The organism is Stappia sediminis (assembly GCF_009826895.1).
GTDB lineage: Bacteria > Pseudomonadota > Alphaproteobacteria > Rhizobiales > Stappiaceae > Hongsoonwoonella > Hongsoonwoonella sediminis.
This window is the reverse complement of record NZ_WUMV01000009.1, coordinates 303,465-320,696: the sequence shown is the minus strand read 5'-3', so window position 1 is coordinate 320,696 and position 17,232 is coordinate 303,465. Positions and strand designations below refer to the sequence as shown.

Genomic DNA, 17,232 nt, shown 5'->3' with positions numbered 1-17,232 from the left:
ATGAAAATCTCCAGCAAGATTTTATGGGCCACCTTGCCTCTGCTGCTTGCCGCCTTTGCCGCAGCCAGCGGCATCACCTATTTCCTCTCCCGCGAGGCGCTGCGTGAAATCGCCGAACAATGGCTGGAGACCCGGGGGCAGGAAGCCCTGCAGGCAGCGCAAAACCAGGCCGAATTCCTGAAAGCCTATTCGCTCGATACGGTAGAAGCCAGCGTCCGCCAGGCCCAAAGCGACGCAGCGGCGATCATGGCGACGATCGAGATCGGCCAGGAAGGTTTCGTCCTGGTTATCGACGGGAGCGGGCGTATCGCCCATGCGCCCGATCCGGGGCTGGTCGGCGCGGATGTGGGAAAGGAGCCCTGGTTTGCGGAAATGACGTCGGGGCAGGACGGGCAAATCAGCTACCGTTTCGGCGGGCAGAAGTATCTGGGCAGCGTCCACTATTTCGAGCCCTGGCAGTGGTATGTCGTCGCGACCGATCCGGAAAGCGAGGTCTATGGCGCGGTAAACCGGCTCGGCACCTATGTCCTGATACTCGGTCTGGCGGGGTCCGTACTGATCGCCATCGTCCTGATGACGCTGACCCGGCGCCTGACCGCGCCGCTTGCCGAACTGGTGCAGGGGGCGGAGCGTGTCGGCCGGGGTGAGCTGGACACTACGATCCCCGTTCGCACCCAGGATGAAGTCGGTATGCTGGCACGCTCCTTCAACGATATGACGGATGAGCTGCGCGTGCTTTACGGCCGGTTGGAAGAGCGACTCACCACCGTGGTGTCGAATGCCCCGATCATCCTTTTCGCGCTCGATGGGAATGGGGCAATAACGCTTCTGGAGGGAAAGGGCCTCGATACGCTCGGGCTCGATCCGGAAGGGGCGATCGGTCGTCCATTGTCGGGCGTATTCGCAAGCTCGCCCGAAATCCTGTCAGCGGCGGAAACCGCGCGGCGCGGCGAGACGGCAAGCTCGGTCGCCGCGTTGCACGATCAGATCTTCGAGGTCTGGTGCGCGCCTCATGCCGGTTCATCGGGCGATGCGAGCGGCGTGATCGGCGTTGCGACCGATGTGACAGAGCGGGTGCTGGCGCAAGAGAAACTGCGGCGGCAGGCGGACTATCTGACGGCTCTCAACGAAACGACGCTCGGCATCATCAGCCGGCTCGACCTTGACGAACTGTTGCAGGCGATCGTCACGCGCGCGGGCGAAATGCTGGATGCCGCCCATGGGTACATCTATCTGGCCGATGAGGCCGACGCAGCCATCCGCCGGAGGATCGGCGTTGGCGTCTACGCGGAATCGGTTGGCTACGAACTGCAGCCGGGGCAGGGGGTGGCCGGTAAGGTCTGGATGTCGGGCGATCCGGTCGTGGTCAATGATTATGCCAACTGGCCGGACCGGGTTCCCAATCCGCGGCACGACGGTTTCATTCGCGCGGTGATCGGAGTGCCGCTGAAGTCCGGTACGCAGGTGATCGGCGTGCTCGGCATGGCCTACGACGAGAGGTCGGAGCGCAATTTCGGCGAAGAGGAAGCCTCGGTCCTGTCCCGTTTTGCGGAACTGGCCTCCATCTCGCTGGACAATGCCCGCCTTTATGCCTCTGCCCAGGCGGCGTTACGCAAGGCGGAAGAGGCGAATGAACGCGTTCTGGAGCAGAACCGGATGCTTGAATCGCTTTCCACGAAACTATCCAAATACCTTTCGCCGCAGGTCTATTCCTCGATCTTCACCGGCAGCCAGAGTGTAGAGATCTCCGCCAAGCGCAAGAAGCTGACGGTTTTCTTCTCCGATATCGCGGGCTTCACGGAAACGGCCGACAAGATGGAATCGGAGGATCTGACCCAGCTTCTGAACCATTATCTCACGGAGATGTCGCGGATTGCGCTGGCCCATGGCGCGACGATCGACAAATACGTGGGCGACGCCATCGTGATTTTCTTCGGCGATCCTGAAACGCGCGGCGTACGCGAGGATGCTCTTGCCTGCGTGAAAATGGCGATCGCCATGCGAAAACGCATGCGCGAACTGGCCGGGCTCTGGCGCGCCTCGGGTATAGAGAACCCGCTGCGCTGCCGGATCGGGATCAACACCGGCTATTGCACGGTCGGCAATTTCGGCAGTGAAGACCGGATGGACTACACCATTATCGGCGGCGGCGTGAACCTTGCCTCTCGTCTCGAGACCAGCGCCGAACCGGGCGAAATCCTGATCTCCTACGAGACTTTCGCGCACGTGAAGAATGAAATTCACTGCGAGGAACGCGGGCACATAACGGTCAAGGGGCTCGCCTATCCGGTCATGACGTATCGCGTGGTCGATAGCTACGAAGCGCTCGGGACGTCGGGGCGGCAATTGCGCGAGGAAATGCCGAACATGCGGCTCGATCTCGATGCGGGTTTGATGTCGCCAGATCAGCGTGCCCAGGCAACGGCAATCCTCAAAAAAGCGCTGGACGAGTTGTCAAACTGATCCTTCCGGCTACGTCGGCGCGAAACGGAATTCGGACGTCGGCGCTGTTCCTTGTTCCGGTCTATTTCGTTTGTATTCGAATTGCTTTTTCAAGGGGGGGTCTTTGAAATTTTCAATTTAACCTCACGTAGAGAAATTATTGTAACTGTAAATAATATTGGTTTTTTAATCATAGAGGTGCAAGGCCATGGCCGAAGGAGCGAATGCCGGGCTCGAGTCTCGCAAGATTCCCCGTGCCGATTGCGAAATTTCGGGCAGGATCATTGACGGTGACCGGGAAATCGAATGCGTGATCGAAAATCTGAGCGTTACCGGTTGCGGAATCCGCACCGACGGGCCGCTTGAAATTTCGGGAACGTTTTCGCTGTCGATCCCCCAGTCCGATACGCAGCTTTACTCCGTCATAGTCTGGTCGGACGGATGCAGATACGGGCTGAGGTTCCTGCATCCGAAGTCCCAGCACCGGATCGAATTCGTCGAATAAGAAACAAGGGCGCAAGATGGCTGCGCCCTTGCCGGTTCGTATCAACTTCGGCGATCAGGCGGCTACCCCGCCCCAGATCGCTTCCGCCGTCCTGACGACGAGTTCCAGCTTGCGACGCTGGTCGTCATAGGTGACGAGGTTGCCTTCCTCCGTTGAGGCGAAGCCGCATTGCGGCGCTATGCCGAGCTGGTCGATATCGGCGTATTTCGAGGCCTCCTCGAAGTGCCGCTTCAGGTCGTCCAGATCTTCAAGATCGCCGGTCTTCGTGGTGATGAAGCCCGGCAACACGCGTTGCTTGCCCTTGGAGAGAAGGCGCAAGGGCTCAAGCCCCCCGGAGCGGTCCGTGTCGTATTCCATGAAGAAGATGTCGACGCCCGTCTTGTTGAAGACGGCGTCCGCCGCCGGGTCGTAGCCGCCTTCCGCGGCATAGGTCGAGCGAAAGTTGCCGCGGCACATGTGCATTCCGATCAGCATGTCGTCCGGCCTGTCCTTGATCGCCTCATGCATCATCCAGGCGTAGCGGTCGATCAGCCAGTCGGGGTCGAAGCCCTGCTCCTTCTTGTCCGCGCGGTGCTTGGGGTCGCAGAGATAGGCGAAGAAGATGTCGTCCATCTGCAGGTAACGGCAGCCAGCGTCATAAAAGGTCTGCACCGCCTTCTTGTATGTTGCGGCGATGTCGGCGGTCAGCACCTCGACGTCCTTGTATTCCGCCGGGGCGATGTCGGCCGGCAGCGTGCGGAAGTGGCATACGCTCGGGCCAGGTATCGAGATCTTTGGCGTTACCTTCGTCACGCCCGCAAGGAACCTGAAATGCTCCACATGCGGATGGTCGGCGGGAAAGTCGAGCTTGCCCTTGATCGTCGGGTAGATCGGGCGCAGTTTCTGCCCGTGGAATTGAACGCCTTCCTCGCGCTCCTCCAGTTCGTAACCGGTCAGTGCGCCAAGAAAATCGTAATGCCACCAGGAGCGGCGGTATTCGCCGTCGGTAACGGCCAGCAGGCCTATGTCCTCCTGCATTTTCACGACGTCGCGGATGGCGTCGTCCTCGATGGCGCGAAGCTCTTCCGCCGACATTTGCTTGTCTTCGAAGCGCTTCTTGCGCGCGGCCTTCACGCTTTCCGGCCGCAGCAGGCTGCCGACATGGTCTGCACGATAGGGCGGCTTTGGAACGGTCATGTCTCTCTCCTCCCGATTGATTTGATTGTGTATCGCAGGCAAGCGCCGGGCAGGACGACTCCTTGCGCCATTTGGGCGGCAGTTTCGCCGATCTGGCGAAGCCTTGCAATTGGGTGGTACAAATTGTATACAGTCCGTATCTTGCCAAGGCAATCGGCTGGGGAAATTCGGGAGGGCCGATCATGGAAGAGCACAGCTTCCCCTTGAACGCATGGTATGCTGCTGCCTGGGATGTCGAGGTCGGGCGCAGCCTTCTGGCGCGAAAAATTTGCGGAAAACCGGTCGTTATGTATCGAAGGCAGGATGGGGCGGCCGTCGCGCTGGCCGATGCCTGCTGGCATCGTCTGCTCCCGCTTTCAAAGGGCGAGCTTCACGGTGACAACGTCATTTGTGGATATCACGGCCTGGAGTTCGATGATACGGGCCGGTGTGTATACATGCCGTCGCAGGACACCATCAATCCATCCGCATGCGTGACCAGCTTTCCGGTCGTCGAGCGGCATCGCTTCATCTGGATCTGGCCGGGCGATCCCGCTCTCGCCGATCCGGACCTCGTGCCGGACCTGCATTGGAACGACGATCCGAAGTGGGCGGCGGACGGCAAGGTCATTCACGTCATGTGCAACTACCGGCTGGTCATCGACAACCTGATGGACCTGACGCATGAAACCTATGTGCACGGCTCTTCCATCGGTAACCGAGCCGTGGCCGAAGCGCCGTTTACGGTAAGCCATGGCGAGGGACGCGCGACCGTCACGCGCTGGATGGCGGACATCGATCCTCCCCCGTTCTGGCGGGCGCAGCTTGGCAAACCCGGCAATGTCGATCGCTGGCAGATCATCAATTTCGAGGCGCCGGCAACGATCGCGATCGATGTGGGCGTGGCGCCGGTGGGAACGGGCGCGCCGGACGGCGACCGCTCGCAAGGGGTGAACGGTTTCGTTCTCAACACCATTACGCCGGAAACGGAGTCTACCTGCCATTACTTCTGGGCATTCGCGCGCAATTATCGCCTGAGCGAGCAGGCGCGCACGCATGAGCTCAGGGAAGGGGTGGCAACGATCTTCCGCGAAGACGAACTGATCCTTGAAGCCCAGCAGAAGGCAATCGAGGAAAATCCCGACCATATCTTCTACAACCTCAATATCGATGCGGGCTCCATGTGGGCGCGCAAACTCATCGACAAGATGATCCTTGAGGAAAATTCCGCAAAGGCCGCGGCCGAATAGGAGAGGACGATGGCGCAGCGCAAGGCGAGCGAAAAGGCGTCCTCGCAGACGCTGAAGGCCGTGCTCGGGATCCGCGAGCTGGTCTTTTCCGGCGAGGTATCGCCGGGCGAACGCCTGTCGGAGGTCAACCTTTCGGCGCGCCTCGGCCTGTCGCGTACGCCTATCCGCGCCGGGCTTGCGCGCCTGGAACAGGAAGGCATCCTGGAGCTCATACCCTCCGGCGGCTATACCGTGCGCTCCTTCAGCGAGGCGGATATCGTCGACGCCATCGAACTTCGCGGCGTGCTTGAGGGTACGGCGGCGCGCCTTGCCGCGGAACGCGGAATATCGCCGTCGCGGCTTGTATCGATGAAGGCGATACTTGCGGAGATCGACAAGGTTGTGAGCGGACCCGGCGATGCATTCGATTTTCCGCGCTATGCGGAAATGAACGCGGAGTTCCACGATCTCCTGAAGGTGCTTTCCGGCAGTGAAATCGTCGCCCGCGAAATCGACAGGGTCATGCGCCTTCCGTTTGCGGGCCCGAGCGCCTTCCTGAATGCGCAGCCTGATATTCCCGCCTTCCGCACTTCGCTCGTCGTGGGCCAAGCTCAACACAGGGCGATCGCCCACGCGATCGAGATGCGCGAAGGCGCGCGTGCGGAAGCGGTTGCGAGAGAGCATTCGCGCCTTGCCCGGCAGAACCTCGACTTCGTCATGGACGATCACAAGCTGATGGCGCGGGTTCCGGGCCTCATGCTTGTTTCGGGATAAGAGGCAAAAAGGAGGAACGCGGCGATGAAGGGCAGGCAGGAGTGGCGCGGTGCCGTCGTCACGCGCGCCCAGTCGATAGCGGACGGGATAAGGCTGATCGAATTCGCGGTTGAAGGCGGGCTGCCGCCCTTTGAGCCAGGCTCGCATGTCTCCGTCGAGGTCATGATCGAGGGCGCTCCCGCCATCCGCTCCTACACATGCGTTTCAAGTGATGCCGGCCATATCCGGCTTGCGGTAAAGCGGCATGAAAACAGCCGCGGCGGGTCGCGCTTCATGTGGACCCTTGTAGAGGGCGCCAGGCTGCGCATCACGTTGCCGGAAAACCGCTTTGCGCTGTCGTGGCGCGCCTCGTCCTATCTGCTGCTGGCAGGCGGCATCGGGATTACGCCGATCTACGGCATGGCCAAGGCCTTGAGCGTACGGGCAAGGCCGGTTCGTCTCGCCTATGCGGCTTCCACGCGCGGCGAACTCGCGTTTGCCGGTGAGCTTTCGGAACTGATGGGCACCGACGCCGAGTTCTTCGTATCCGAAGAAGGGCGGCGTATCGACCTTGCAGCCGAATTCGCCGAACTGCCGCCGGATGGCGAGGCCTATATCTGCGGTCCGCTCGGCATGCTGAATGCCGCGAAGGCCGCCTGGGCTGCGACCGGCAGGCCGTCGAGCCGTCTGCGCTTTGAGGTTTTCGGCGATTCGGGCGAGAGGCCGGAGGTGCCTTTCAGTGTCGAAATCGCGGGAATCGGCAAGCGTGTGGATGTCGCCTCCGACCAGTCTCTGCTTGATGCGCTCAATGCCGCGGGTGTGGATATGATCTGGGACTGCCTTCGCGGAGAATGCGGACTTTGCGCGGTAGATATTGTCGAGCTTAACGGAGAGCTTGACCATCGCGACGTATTCTTCTCCGATGAGGAGAAGCGCGAACAACGCAGGATGTGCACCTGTGTCTCGCGCCTTGCAGGTGGGAGCGCGATAATCGACACCGGCTACAGGAAATCCTGACCGGCAAGGTTACGAACGAAAAAGACCCGATGGGAGGAAAAGCCATGAAGAAACTGACACTCATGCTTGCGGCTGCTGCCGCCGGCATTGCCATTTCGGCAAATGCCTATGCGCAGGACGTGACCCTGCGCCTGCACCAGATGCTGCCGCCGCAGGCGACCATTCCCGCCAAGGCGCTTGAGCCCTGGGCGGCAAAGGTGATGGAAGAATCGAACGGCCGCATCAAGGTCGAGCATTATCCGTCCATGCAGCTCGGCGGCAAGCCGCCGTCGCTTTACGATCAGGCGCGCGATGGCGTCGTCGATCTCATCTGGACGGTGATCGGCTACACGCCGGGCCGCTTCCCTTCCACGGAAGTCTTCGAGCTTCCCTTCATGGTCACGAACGCGGAGGCGACTTCCAAGGCGTTCCACGAATACTGCGAGGAGCACTGCCAGGACGAGTTCCAGGGTGTGAAGGTGATTGCCTGGCACACCCATGGCCCGGGCCTCATTCACTCCAAGCAGCCGGTCCAGAAGCTTGAGGACCTGAACGGGCTCAAGCTGCGCGGCGCAACGCGCGTCATCAACCAGATGCTTGAGGAACTTGGTGCAACGCCAGTCGGCATGCCGGTTCCCGCCGTACCGGAATCGCTCTCAAAGGGCGTTATCGACGGTGCGACAATCCCCTGGGAGGTGACGGTGCCGCTCAAAATCTCCGAGCTTGTCGACAATCATACGGGATTTGCCGGCGAGCACGGGCTTTATGCAGCCACTTTCGTCTTCGCCATGAACCAGTCGTCCTACGACAATCTCCCGGACGACCTGAAGAAGGTGATCGACGACAACTCGGGCATCGAGACCGCGGGCCTGTTCGGCAAGGCGATGGACGAGGGCGACGTTACCGGCCTGGAGATCGCCAAGAAAGCCGGCGACAACATCTACATGCTCGACGGTGAGGAGAGGCAGCGCTGGGTTGACACCGCGACGCCGCTGATCGATGCCTGGGCGGCGGAAATGGACAAGGCCGGCAAGGACGGCAAGGCGCTGGTCGATCAGGCGCGTTCGCTGATCGACAAATACAGCGGCGGTTCGTAGGTATCTGATTTGCAGAAATTACGAGGCGGCGGAGGAAACTTCGCCGCCTTCATTCTTTGTTGAGCGGCTGATCGCGAGCGGCAAAATGGGATTTCGATTTTTTTCAGACAAGCACAGGCCGGTGCATATGGGTCCGTTCCCAATGGAGCGCCTGCGCCGACACGAAACGCCTGCCGATCTTGGCAAGGTGCCGCCATTCGAACCCGTTTCGTTCGAGCGCGCTGACGCGCCGTCCTCGATCGTCAACGCCATGCGCGACTATCAGGCGATGCTGGACGCGATCCGCGACGGGCTGGTCAACAAGGTGAGGGCCGAGTGTCCCGATGACCCTCAGGAGCGTTCCGATCACCTGAAGGCGTTCGGATACTTCTCGGATGCGTCGATGGTCGGCGTTTGTGAATTGGCTGCCGATGCCCTTCTTGACGAACCTTGTTACAACGCGAACGTCGGGAAACTGGCGCAGGATCTGCGCACCAGGCAGACCAAGACGCTCGCGTCCGGCATCGACATGATCATGGCGGACCTGAAGGAGTCCATGGAAGCGCCGCCGACGACTATCGCCGGGCAGACGCATGCGATCGTGTTCCTCTACGAATTTCCGCGCGATCCGAAAGCCGATGAACCGGGTGCGGACTGGATCATGGATGCGCAGGAAGCGCGCGCATGCCTGCGGGCGTCCGAAACGGCGGTCGTCATCGCCAATTATTTGCGGCTTCTCGGATACGAGTCCCGCGCGCACACCGGCACGTCGTCGGATGTCGATCTCAATCGTCTTGCCGTTGCCGCCGGCCTTGCTTCCGCGGAAGCAGGCGAAGTCGTAAATCCCTATATCGGAAGCCGGTTCGGCATCGCCGCCGTAACCACGCAATTCGAGCTTGCGGCGGACAAGCCGCTGGCAAGCCTTGCCGAACAGCCATGGTTCACGACCAAAGGTCCCGCATGGTGGATGGGCAAGGGTTTTGCCAGGAACGCCTTCAATCGGGAGGCTTTCTCAACCCGCCGCTATATCGACGGGCAGCATCCCTTCGAGAAGCTCAGGCGGGTGGAAAAGCCCACCACCTTCATCGACGAGCAACGCGTCGCCCGCGTGCCGAAGCGCACCGACATGTTCGCACGCGCGCAATTCGGCGATATGGGAAAGGCCGTTCAGGAAGGTGCCAAGAACGGGCATTACGCGCGAAAATCCGCCCCCTCCATGGCGCAGAGGAGAGCGCTTGGCGCATTCGTTCTCCTGCAGGACGGCGATCCCGAGCCTGATGTGGCGCGCGACGGGCGCGACCCGGTTCGTGATGCGGAGCGGATAAAGGCTGCAAGCTATTTTCTCGGTGTTGACGCCGTCGGCATCTCTCGCTGTCCGGATTGGGCCTGGTATTCGCACGATGCCGTGGGAGAGCCGATAGATCCGCCGCACGACCAGGCGATCTCCATGATCATCGATCAGGGCTACGAGACGATGGAGGGCGCTTCGGGCGACGATTGGATATCGGTCGCCCAGTCCATGCGGGCCTATCTGCGGTTTTCCCTGCTTGGCGGAGTGATCGCGAAGCAGATCCGCAACCTCGGCTACAAGGCGAAGGCGCATACGGTACTCGATGGCGAAGTGCTGCAGCCGCCGCTTCTGCTTCTTTCCGGGCTTGGCGAGGTCAGCCGTATCGGCGAAGTGATCCTGAACCCCTATCTCGGCCCGCGCCTGAAGTCGGGCGTGGTGACGACGGACCTTCCGCTTGCCCATGACAAGCCGATCGACTTCGGCATGCAGGCCTTTTGCGAGGCCTGCAACAAATGCGCGCGCGAATGCCCGTCAGGCGCGATCACGGCCGGCCCGAAGCTGATGTTCAACGGCTATGAGATATGGAAGTCAGACAGCCAGAAATGCGCGACCTACCGCATCACTACGCAAGGTGGGGCGATGTGCGGGCGCTGCATGAAAACCTGCCCGTGGAACCTGGAAGGTCTGTTTGCGGAACGCCCGTTCCGCTGGGCGGCGATGAACATTCCCGCTGCTGCTCCCTATCTCGCGAAGCTTGACGATATGGTCGGCAATGGCGGCCTGAACGCGATCAAGAAGTGGTGGTGGGACATAGAGATTTCGGACGACGGCGGTTACCGTCCGGCGAAAGCGTCCGTCAACGCGCGCGACCTGCAGCGCGACCTCGTTCTGAAATATGAAGACCAGACGCTCGCCGTTTATCCGGCAAATCTCGCCCCGCACCCCTGGCCGTTTCCCTTTCCCATGGACCGGGAAAAAGGGATCGAGGCTTATCAGGCATTGATAACGGCTGAAGAATACAAGGCACGGCTTGAGCGCGGCGAAACGGATGGTCTGGCGCATGAATACCGCATCGAAGGCGATGCGCCCGTCATCCGCGTGAAGGTGGCGAAAGCCGAGCATATGACCGATGACGTCGCCAAATACGATCTGGTTTCGATTGATGGCTCGCCGTTGCCGGAATGGGCGGCGGGAGCCCATATCGACATCGTCGTCGCGCCGGAGTTCCTGCGGCAGTATTCGCTGTCTGGAGACCCGGCGGACCGCACGAAATATCAGATCGGCGTCTTGCGCGAGGACGCCGGCAAGGGCGGGTCGAAGCTCTTGCATCGCATATTCGCCGAGGGGCGAAAGATATTCATCTCAAAGCCGATCAATCATTTCCCGCTCGACGAGACGGCGGCGAAAACTTTCCTGATGGGCGGCGGTATCGGCATTACGCCGATGATCGCCATGGCGCACCGGCTGCACGCGCTGGGCGCCGACTTCGAGCTGCACTATTCGGCTAAGTCTCGGAATACGGCGGGCTATCTTGATGACCTTGCAGGCTTTCCCTGGGCAGACAGGGTAACGCTGCACCTTTCCGACGAGGGGACGAGAGCCGATCTTGCTGCGGTCCTGGAAGGTTATCAGAAGGGCTGGCACGTCTATACCTGCGGGCCCGACCGCTACATGAATTCCGTTATAGAGGCCGCCGAACATGCCGGCTTCCCCGAAGAAGCACGGCATCTTGAATATTTCTCCGTGCCGGAACAGCCGGATTACGAGAACCACCCGTTCGTTCTGCGCCTCGCCAGGTCGGATGTCGACATCGAGGTGCCCGCGGACGTCACTGGCGCCGACGCTTTGGTGGAAAGGGGCTTTCCGGTCGACATCAAATGCTCCGACGGGCTTTGCGGCGTCTGCCAGTGTGGTGTTCTTTCCGGCGATGTGGAACATCGCGATTTCGTTCTGTCGAAAAAGCAGCGCGAGACGACGATGATCCTTTGCCAGTCGCGCGCAGCTGAATCCGGCGGTGTCATTACCATCGATCTTTGATCCGAAGTCCTGAAGCACCAGCTGGATGAGAGCGAAGCGCCTAGGGTCAGGACCTATTAAATTGACGGAAATGGCACCTGAAACGGCAAAGAGATGCTAGGAGAAGGGCGCGGGGCGGGTTGACTACCCGGCCAAGCGCTTCGACAAGGCAGGTCGAAGCCGTTTCGGTGTCTGTACAGATATGGCCGATTTGGCCGGCTACTTTGTCGAAAAGCCTTGAAAACCAGACGGTTTCCTGCGTCTTTGCTCCTCGTATCCAACCAAATTGGCTCATACCATTTTCCTCAATTTAATAGGTCCTGACCCTAGGCCCGCTGTATTTTGGCTTTCGGCGCACGAGTTTGTATAAGCTTCTGAGGATCACCTGGTGATTCATTTAGTGCTACGAACCATTCTGCCCTCGAACCGGAGCAAGCAGACTTGAGCGCCATCATCCCTTGCATCCTGTCCGGTGGCGCTGGCTCGCGTTTGTGGCCCTTGTCGCGCCAGACAATGCCCAAGCAGTTCCTGCGCATTTTCGGGGGCGAAAGCCTGTTTCAGAAAACGGTCGAGCGCGTGTCCGGGGAAGCGTTTTCCGCGCCGCTCGTGATCGCCAACGAGGCGCATCGCTTCATGGCCGGCGAACAGTTGGGCGAAGCGGGTGTTGAGCCGAGGGCGATCGTCCTGGAACCGTTCGGGCGCAATACGGCGGCACCTGCTGCGCTTGCGGCGCTTGTGGCCAGTGAAGTGGCCAAGGACGCGCTGGTCGTGCTTCTGCCTTCGGACCACCTCATCCGGGATACGGATGCTTTTTTAAAGGCGGTAGAGACCGCGCGCCCGGCGGCGGAGGCAGGCCGGATCGTCACGTTCGGCATCACGCCGGACAGGGCACACACGGGTTATGGATATATCCGCCTGGGTGCGGGTGCGGGCGGTGTATTCGACGTCGCGGCATTCGTCGAGAAGCCGGATGAGGCGCGGGCGGGAGCCTTTCTGGCGTCCGGAGACCACGTCTGGAATTCCGGCATTTTTCTGTTTTCGGCGCGCACGATGTTGCATGCTTTCGGCGAGCATGCGCCCGGCGTTCTCGAAGCGGTATGCAAGGCTTATGAAAGCGGGCGCGTAGACCTCGACTTCTTGCGATTGGATGCGGATGCCTTCGCAAAGGCCGACAACATATCGATCGACTATGCGATCATGGAACGGGCCGGCAATATCGCCTGCGTGCCGATGGATCCGCAATGGAGCGATCTTGGCGCATGGTCCGCCGTCTGGGAAATCCTGGACAAGGACGACGCCGGAAACAGCGCACTGGGCGAAGCGCTCTTCGTCGATGCAAGCGACAATCTGGTCGTTTCCGACGACGCGGTCGTCGCGATGTTGGGGCTGAAGGACGTCATGGTCGTTTCCACCAAGGACGCCGTCCTGGTCGCTGCGAAGGACAAGGCGGAAGACGTCAAGGCGATCGTACAGCGGCTCGACAGTGACAAACGTCGTGAAACGCAACGTCACCGCCGTGTCTACCGACCGTGGGGCTGGCGCGAGGAAATCGCGACCGATGCGCGATACCATGTTCAGGAAATAGAAATTAAGCCTGGCAAGAGTCTCTCCTTGCAAAGTCATGTTCACCGCGCGGAACATTGGGTCGTGGTTTCCGGTACGCTGGAAATCGAGATCGAAGGCGTCAAACGGTTTCTTTCGGAAAACCAGTCGGCCTTCGTTCCGATCGGAGCGCACCACAGGCTCGCCAATCCCGGCCTCATTCCCGCACGCCTGATCGAGGTCCAGTCTGGCGCGCATATCAGCGAAGAGGACATTACCCGGCACGATGGTGGAGAGGGCGCTTCGTAAAATCTCCAATTTGAGTGCCTAATTGCCGAAGAATACGAGTTCCCTTCCATCCTTCCTCAACCGTGGGAAAGTTCATGTTTCCGCAGCCCGTAGCCAAGCTTTCCCCCAACACCTATGCCTATGAATCAACGCCACTGGTGAAGCCGACGGGCTTTCGCGAGTACGATGCGCGCTGGCTTTTCGAAAAGGAAATCAACCTGATGGGGATGCAGGCGCTGGGCCTCGGCGTCGGTACCTTGATGCATGAACGCGGCGTGCGGCCGGATATCGTCGTTGGCCATGATTTCAGAAGCTATTCCGGCGCGATCAAGATGGCCGTCGTCAACGGGCTGATGGTGGCGGGCATCCAGGTGCATGACATCGGGCTTGCGCTGTCGCCGATGGCTTATTTCGCCCAGTTCGCGCTGGACTTACCGGCGGTTGCCATGATCACCGCCTCGCATAACGACAACGGCTGGACCGGCGTGAAAATGGGTATCGAACGGCCATTGACCTTCGGCCCGGACGAGATGGGCCGGCTGAAGGAGATCGTCCTCAACAGCGAATACGTAACGCGCGACGGCGGTGGATACCGCTACGTCGAGAATTTCCGCGAGGTCTACATGAAGGACCTGACGGACCGGCCGAAGCTCAAGCGCCCGATCAAGGTTGTAGCGGCCTGCGGCAACGGGACGGCGGGCGCGTTCGCGCCGAAGGTGTTGGAGGCGCTGGGCGCGGAGGTCATCCCGCTAGACTGCGAACTCGATCACACCTTCCCGCGCTACAACCCGAACCCTGAAGACCTTAGGATGTTGCACGCGCTGCGTGACAAGGTGCTGGAGACTGGCGCGGAGGTCGGCCTCGGCTTCGACGGCGACGGAGACCGTTGTGGCGTCGTCGACAACGAGGGTGAGGAGATTTTCGCCGACAAGGTAGGCGTCATGCTAGCGCGTGACATCTCCGCACTTCATCCGGGCTGCACCTTCGTTGCCGACGTAAAGTCGACGGGCCTTTTCAAAACCGATCCGGTGCTTGCCGAAAACGGGGCAACGACCGACTACTGGAAGACCGGCCACTCCTATATCAAGCGGCGCGTGACGGAGCTTGACGCCATCGTCGGGTTCGAGAAATCCGGCCACTATTTCTTCAACCGGCCGATCGGGCGCGGCTATGACGACGGCCTTGTCTCGGCGATAGCGGTGCTCGACATGCTCGACCGCAACCCGGACAGGACGATGGCCGATCTTCGCCGTGCCCTGCCCAAGACCTGGGGCTCGCCGACAATGTCGCCGCATTGCGACGACGAGATCAAATACGACGTGATCGAGCGCGTCGTCGCACGTTTCGAGGCAATGCAGGCAAACGGCGAAACGGTCGCCAGCCACAAAATTGCGGAACTCGTGACTGTGAACGGCGTTCGTGTCGTCGCGGACGACGGGACATGGGGCCTGGTGCGCGCTTCCTCCAACAAGCCGGAACTGGTGGTCGTTGTGGAAAGCCCGGTTTCCGAGGCAAGGCTCAAGGAAATGTTCAAGGCGGTCGACGCTGTTTTGCGCGAAAATCCGGAAGTCGGCGAATACAACCAGACGCTTTGAGGAATGATGGGCGAGGCTTGCGAAGACGAGGCGCAGGCGCTGCGGAAGGCGGCGGACCGGCTGGCAAAATGGACATGCGAGGAGGCGCTGCCGGTCTGGACCGAAGCCGGATTCGACGGCAAAACGGCAAGGTTTCTGGAGGCTTTGGAACCTGAAACCGGCGCTCCTGCGGATAGGCCGATCCGAGCCCGGGTGCCGCCGCGCCAGATCTATTCGGTGATTGCCGGAGGAAGCCTCGGTTGGAGCGGAAACTGGTGGGAAGTCGCCAATTCGGCGCTTGATCGCTATTTCGCCGACTTCTTTGACGCCGGACCTCTGGCGGTCAAGTCGGTCAATGCGTCCGGAGAGCCGGTCGACGATGGCATCGACATCTACGACCAGGCCTTCGCGTTGTTCGCGCTTGCGACTGCGGCAGAGGCAATTCCTTCAAGACGCGACGAGATGTCGACGCGCGCAGCAGCCGTCCTGCAGGCGTTGCGGGACGGACTGTCGCATCCCCTGGCCGGTTTCGAGGAGGCGAACCCGCGCGTCCTTCCGCTACGTTCCAATCCGCACATGCATCTCTTCGAGGCAGCGCTCGCCTGGGAAGCGCTGGAACCGGAAGGGCCCTGGAGGGAGCTTGCGGACGAGATCGCAAACTTGGCGCTGTTGAAATTTGTCGCTGCGGAAACAGGGGCTCTCCGGGAATTCTTCGACGGAGACTTCAATCCCGCGCCGGGCGACGACGGACGGCGGGTCGAGCCCGGCCATCAATTCGAGTGGGCATGGCTGCTTGCCCGCTGGGGGCGTTCGCGCGAAAACGAAAAAGCTCTAGCGTCTTCAAGGCGCTTGTTCGAGATCGGCGAGCGTCACGGCATCGATAAAAAGCGCGGCGTCTGCGTGATGGCGATCGACGACGATTTCAACGTCGTCGACCCGGTCGCGCGGCTCTGGGGCCAGACGGAATGGCTGAAAGCCGCACTTTTGCTGGGCGAAATGTCTTCCGGGGCTGAGAGAAAGCGGTATCTGGCTTCTGCCGTTAGGGCAGTGGAGGCGCTAGAGCGGTTTTTCGACGTGCCGGTGAGGGGGCTTTACCGCGACAGGATGCTGGCGGACGGCAGTTTCATTTCCGAACCCGCACCTGCAAGTTCGCTCTATCACGTCGTTTGCGCAATCGTAGAGCTTTGTAATTACTGCAAGAATCCGGACGCGTGCCGATGAAAATTCCCAAGGCGGCGAATTGATGGAATTCAGGTGATTTCCAGGGTGATTTCCAGGGTGATTTTAATTCCGGAGAAATCCGGCACGAATTCAACTTCCGGTCTTCGATGCGAGGAGCGTAACTCGACGCCGGGGCGCGGGGATAAGTTCACTCCGCCCGGTTGCGCTTCGACAACTTATCCTCCCATGCCAGAGCATGGGTTACGATCTCCTCCAGATCGTCATGATTGGGCTTCCAGCCGAGCTCGGAACGGATCAGCGACGGATCGGCGACGACTTTCGGGCTGTCGCCGGGGCGCCGGCCTTCCATGTCGACCTTGAAGTCCTTGCCCGAGACGCGCCTGACCGTATCGACAACCTCAAGCACGGAGAAACCGCGCCCGTAGCCGCAGTTCATGGTGAGGCTTTCCCCACCGTCCTTGAGACGGTCAAGCGCAAGCTTGTGGGCGGCGACGAGATCGCTCACGTGAATGTAGTCGCGGACGCCGGTACCGTCGGGCGTGTCATAGTCCGTGCCGAAGACGGAAAGGCTGTCACGTTTGCCGAGTGCGGCTTCGCCGGCGACCTTTATGAGATGGGTCGCGCCTGCCGTCGACTGGCCGGTGCGCCCTTCCGGATCGGCGCCGGCAACATTGAAGTACCGCAGAGCGGTGTAACGGAAAGGATGCGCCGCTGCCGTGTCGCGCAGCATCAGCTCGGTCATGAGCTTCGACGTGCCATAGGGCGACAAGGGCGCAAGCGGCGCGTTCTCGCCCACCGGAACGGTTTTCGGGTCGCCGTAAACGGCGGCGGTCGATGAGAAGATGAACTTGTCGACGCCGGCTGCGGTGCAGGCCTCGATCAGATTGCGGGAGGCGCAGGTGTTGTTGCGATAATATTTAAGCGGATCGGCGACGGATTCCGGCACGACGACGGAGCCGGCGAAATGGATTACCGCATCGACGGAATATTCCTTCAGGACGCGGCCGATCAGGGCCATGTCGCCGATATCGCCACGCACGAGCGATACGTCGCCCGGAAGCGCCCAGTCGAAACCGGTCACCAGATTATCAACGACGACGACCGCTTCGCCAGCATCCTTCAACGCCCAGACCATGTGGCTGCCGATGTATCCGGCGCCGCCGGTGACGAGAACGGTCATGAT

At 60.7% G+C, this 17,232-nt stretch carries 12 protein-coding genes; 10 read left to right on the top strand and 2 right to left on the bottom strand.

Annotation, left to right across the window (positions count from 1 at the left end; translation table 11 throughout):
• Together GR183_RS19880 and GR183_RS19875 are read left to right on the top strand one after the other, a co-directional pair.
• A complete protein-coding gene (locus GR183_RS19880) occupies positions 1-2,463 on the top strand; it encodes an adenylate/guanylate cyclase domain-containing protein (protein ID WP_160777413.1) in 2,463 nt (820 codons plus the stop codon).
• Between the two features lie 187 nt (positions 2,464-2,650).
• Positions 2,651-2,947 carry a PilZ domain-containing protein gene (locus GR183_RS19875; RefSeq protein WP_160777412.1) on the top strand — a complete coding sequence of 99 codons (297 nt, stop codon included), beginning with the start codon at positions 2,651-2,653 and terminating at the stop codon, positions 2,945-2,947.
• A gap of 54 nt (positions 2,948-3,001) precedes the next feature.
• Here the strand turns inward: GR183_RS19875 and GR183_RS19870 are convergent, their stop codons facing one another.
• Positions 3,002-4,123 (bottom strand): 5-methyltetrahydropteroyltriglutamate--homocysteine S-methyltransferase, encoded by a 1,122-nt coding sequence (locus tag GR183_RS19870; RefSeq protein WP_160777411.1) that lies wholly within the window; start codon positions 4,121-4,123, stop codon positions 3,002-3,004.
• Between the two features lie 182 nt (positions 4,124-4,305).
• On the opposite strand from GR183_RS19870, the gene GR183_RS19865 reads away from it, so the two are divergent.
• The 8 genes from GR183_RS19865 to GR183_RS19830 all read left to right on the top strand — a co-directional run bounded on the left by GR183_RS19865 (position 4,306) and on the right by GR183_RS19830 (position 16,088).
• Positions 4,306-5,352 carry an aromatic ring-hydroxylating dioxygenase subunit alpha gene (locus GR183_RS19865; RefSeq protein ID WP_160777410.1) on the top strand — a complete coding sequence of 349 codons (1,047 nt, stop codon included), beginning with the start codon at positions 4,306-4,308 and terminating at the stop codon, positions 5,350-5,352.
• Between the two features lie 9 nt (positions 5,353-5,361).
• Entirely contained in the window at positions 5,362-6,105 is a 744-nt protein-coding gene (locus GR183_RS19860) for a GntR family transcriptional regulator (protein ID WP_160777409.1), read from the top strand.
• 24 nt (positions 6,106-6,129) lie between these two features.
• Positions 6,130-7,101 carry a PDR/VanB family oxidoreductase gene (locus tag GR183_RS19855; protein ID WP_160777408.1) on the top strand — a complete coding sequence of 324 codons (972 nt, stop codon included), beginning with the start codon at positions 6,130-6,132 and terminating at the stop codon, positions 7,099-7,101.
• 44 nt (positions 7,102-7,145) lie between these two features.
• Positions 7,146-8,177 carry a TRAP transporter substrate-binding protein gene (locus tag GR183_RS19850; RefSeq protein ID WP_160777407.1) on the top strand — a complete coding sequence of 344 codons (1,032 nt, stop codon included), beginning with the start codon at positions 7,146-7,148 and terminating at the stop codon, positions 8,175-8,177.
• 127 nt (positions 8,178-8,304) lie between these two features.
• Positions 8,305-11,484: a reductive dehalogenase gene (locus GR183_RS19845; RefSeq protein WP_244313817.1), complete on the top strand. Its 3,180-nt coding sequence runs from the start codon at positions 8,305-8,307 to the stop codon at positions 11,482-11,484.
• A 420-nt stretch (positions 11,485-11,904) separates the two neighbouring features.
• The gene (locus GR183_RS19840) at positions 11,905-13,314 is read left to right on the top strand and encodes a mannose-1-phosphate guanylyltransferase/mannose-6-phosphate isomerase (protein ID WP_160777405.1); all 1,410 of its coding nucleotides are present in this window, start codon (positions 11,905-11,907) and stop codon (positions 13,312-13,314) included.
• Between the two features lie 74 nt (positions 13,315-13,388).
• Positions 13,389-14,888, top strand: a complete 1,500-nt coding sequence (locus GR183_RS19835; protein ID WP_160777404.1) for a phosphomannomutase/phosphoglucomutase — start codon at positions 13,389-13,391, stop codon at positions 14,886-14,888.
• Positions 14,889-14,894: 6 nt separating this feature from the next.
• Positions 14,895-16,088, top strand: a complete 1,194-nt coding sequence (locus GR183_RS19830) for an AGE family epimerase/isomerase (RefSeq protein WP_160777403.1) — start codon at positions 14,895-14,897, stop codon at positions 16,086-16,088.
• 148 nt (positions 16,089-16,236) lie between these two features.
• On the opposite strand, the gene galE is transcribed toward GR183_RS19830, so the two are convergent.
• Positions 16,237-17,229: a UDP-glucose 4-epimerase GalE gene (gene galE, locus GR183_RS19825; RefSeq protein WP_160777402.1), complete on the bottom strand. Its 993-nt coding sequence runs from the start codon at positions 17,227-17,229 to the stop codon at positions 16,237-16,239.
• Between the last annotated feature and the right edge of the window lie 3 nt (positions 17,230-17,232).

Bases quoted from the DNA above. Each gene is read 5' to 3' on its own strand.
- GR183_RS19880 (WP_160777413.1), top strand. From the start codon at position 1: ATGAAAATCTCCAGCAAGATTTTATGGGCCACCTTGCCTCTGCTGCTT.
- GR183_RS19875 (WP_160777412.1), top strand. From the start codon at position 2,651: ATGGCCGAAGGAGCGAATGCCGGGCTCGAGTCTCGCAAGATTCCCCGT.
- GR183_RS19870 (WP_160777411.1), bottom strand. From the start codon at position 4,123: ATGACCGTTCCAAAGCCGCCCTATCGTGCAGACCATGTCGGCAGCCTG.
- GR183_RS19865 (WP_160777410.1), top strand. From the start codon at position 4,306: ATGGAAGAGCACAGCTTCCCCTTGAACGCATGGTATGCTGCTGCCTGG.
- GR183_RS19860 (WP_160777409.1), top strand. From the start codon at position 5,362: ATGGCGCAGCGCAAGGCGAGCGAAAAGGCGTCCTCGCAGACGCTGAAG.
- GR183_RS19855 (WP_160777408.1), top strand. From the start codon at position 6,130: ATGAAGGGCAGGCAGGAGTGGCGCGGTGCCGTCGTCACGCGCGCCCAG.
- GR183_RS19850 (WP_160777407.1), top strand. From the start codon at position 7,146: ATGAAGAAACTGACACTCATGCTTGCGGCTGCTGCCGCCGGCATTGCC.
- GR183_RS19845 (WP_244313817.1), top strand. From the start codon at position 8,305: ATGGGTCCGTTCCCAATGGAGCGCCTGCGCCGACACGAAACGCCTGCC.
- GR183_RS19835 (WP_160777404.1), top strand. From the start codon at position 13,389: ATGTTTCCGCAGCCCGTAGCCAAGCTTTCCCCCAACACCTATGCCTAT.
- GR183_RS19830 (WP_160777403.1), top strand. From the start codon at position 14,895: ATGGGCGAGGCTTGCGAAGACGAGGCGCAGGCGCTGCGGAAGGCGGCG.
- galE (WP_160777402.1), bottom strand. From the start codon at position 17,229: ATGACCGTTCTCGTCACCGGCGGCGCCGGATACATCGGCAGCCACATG.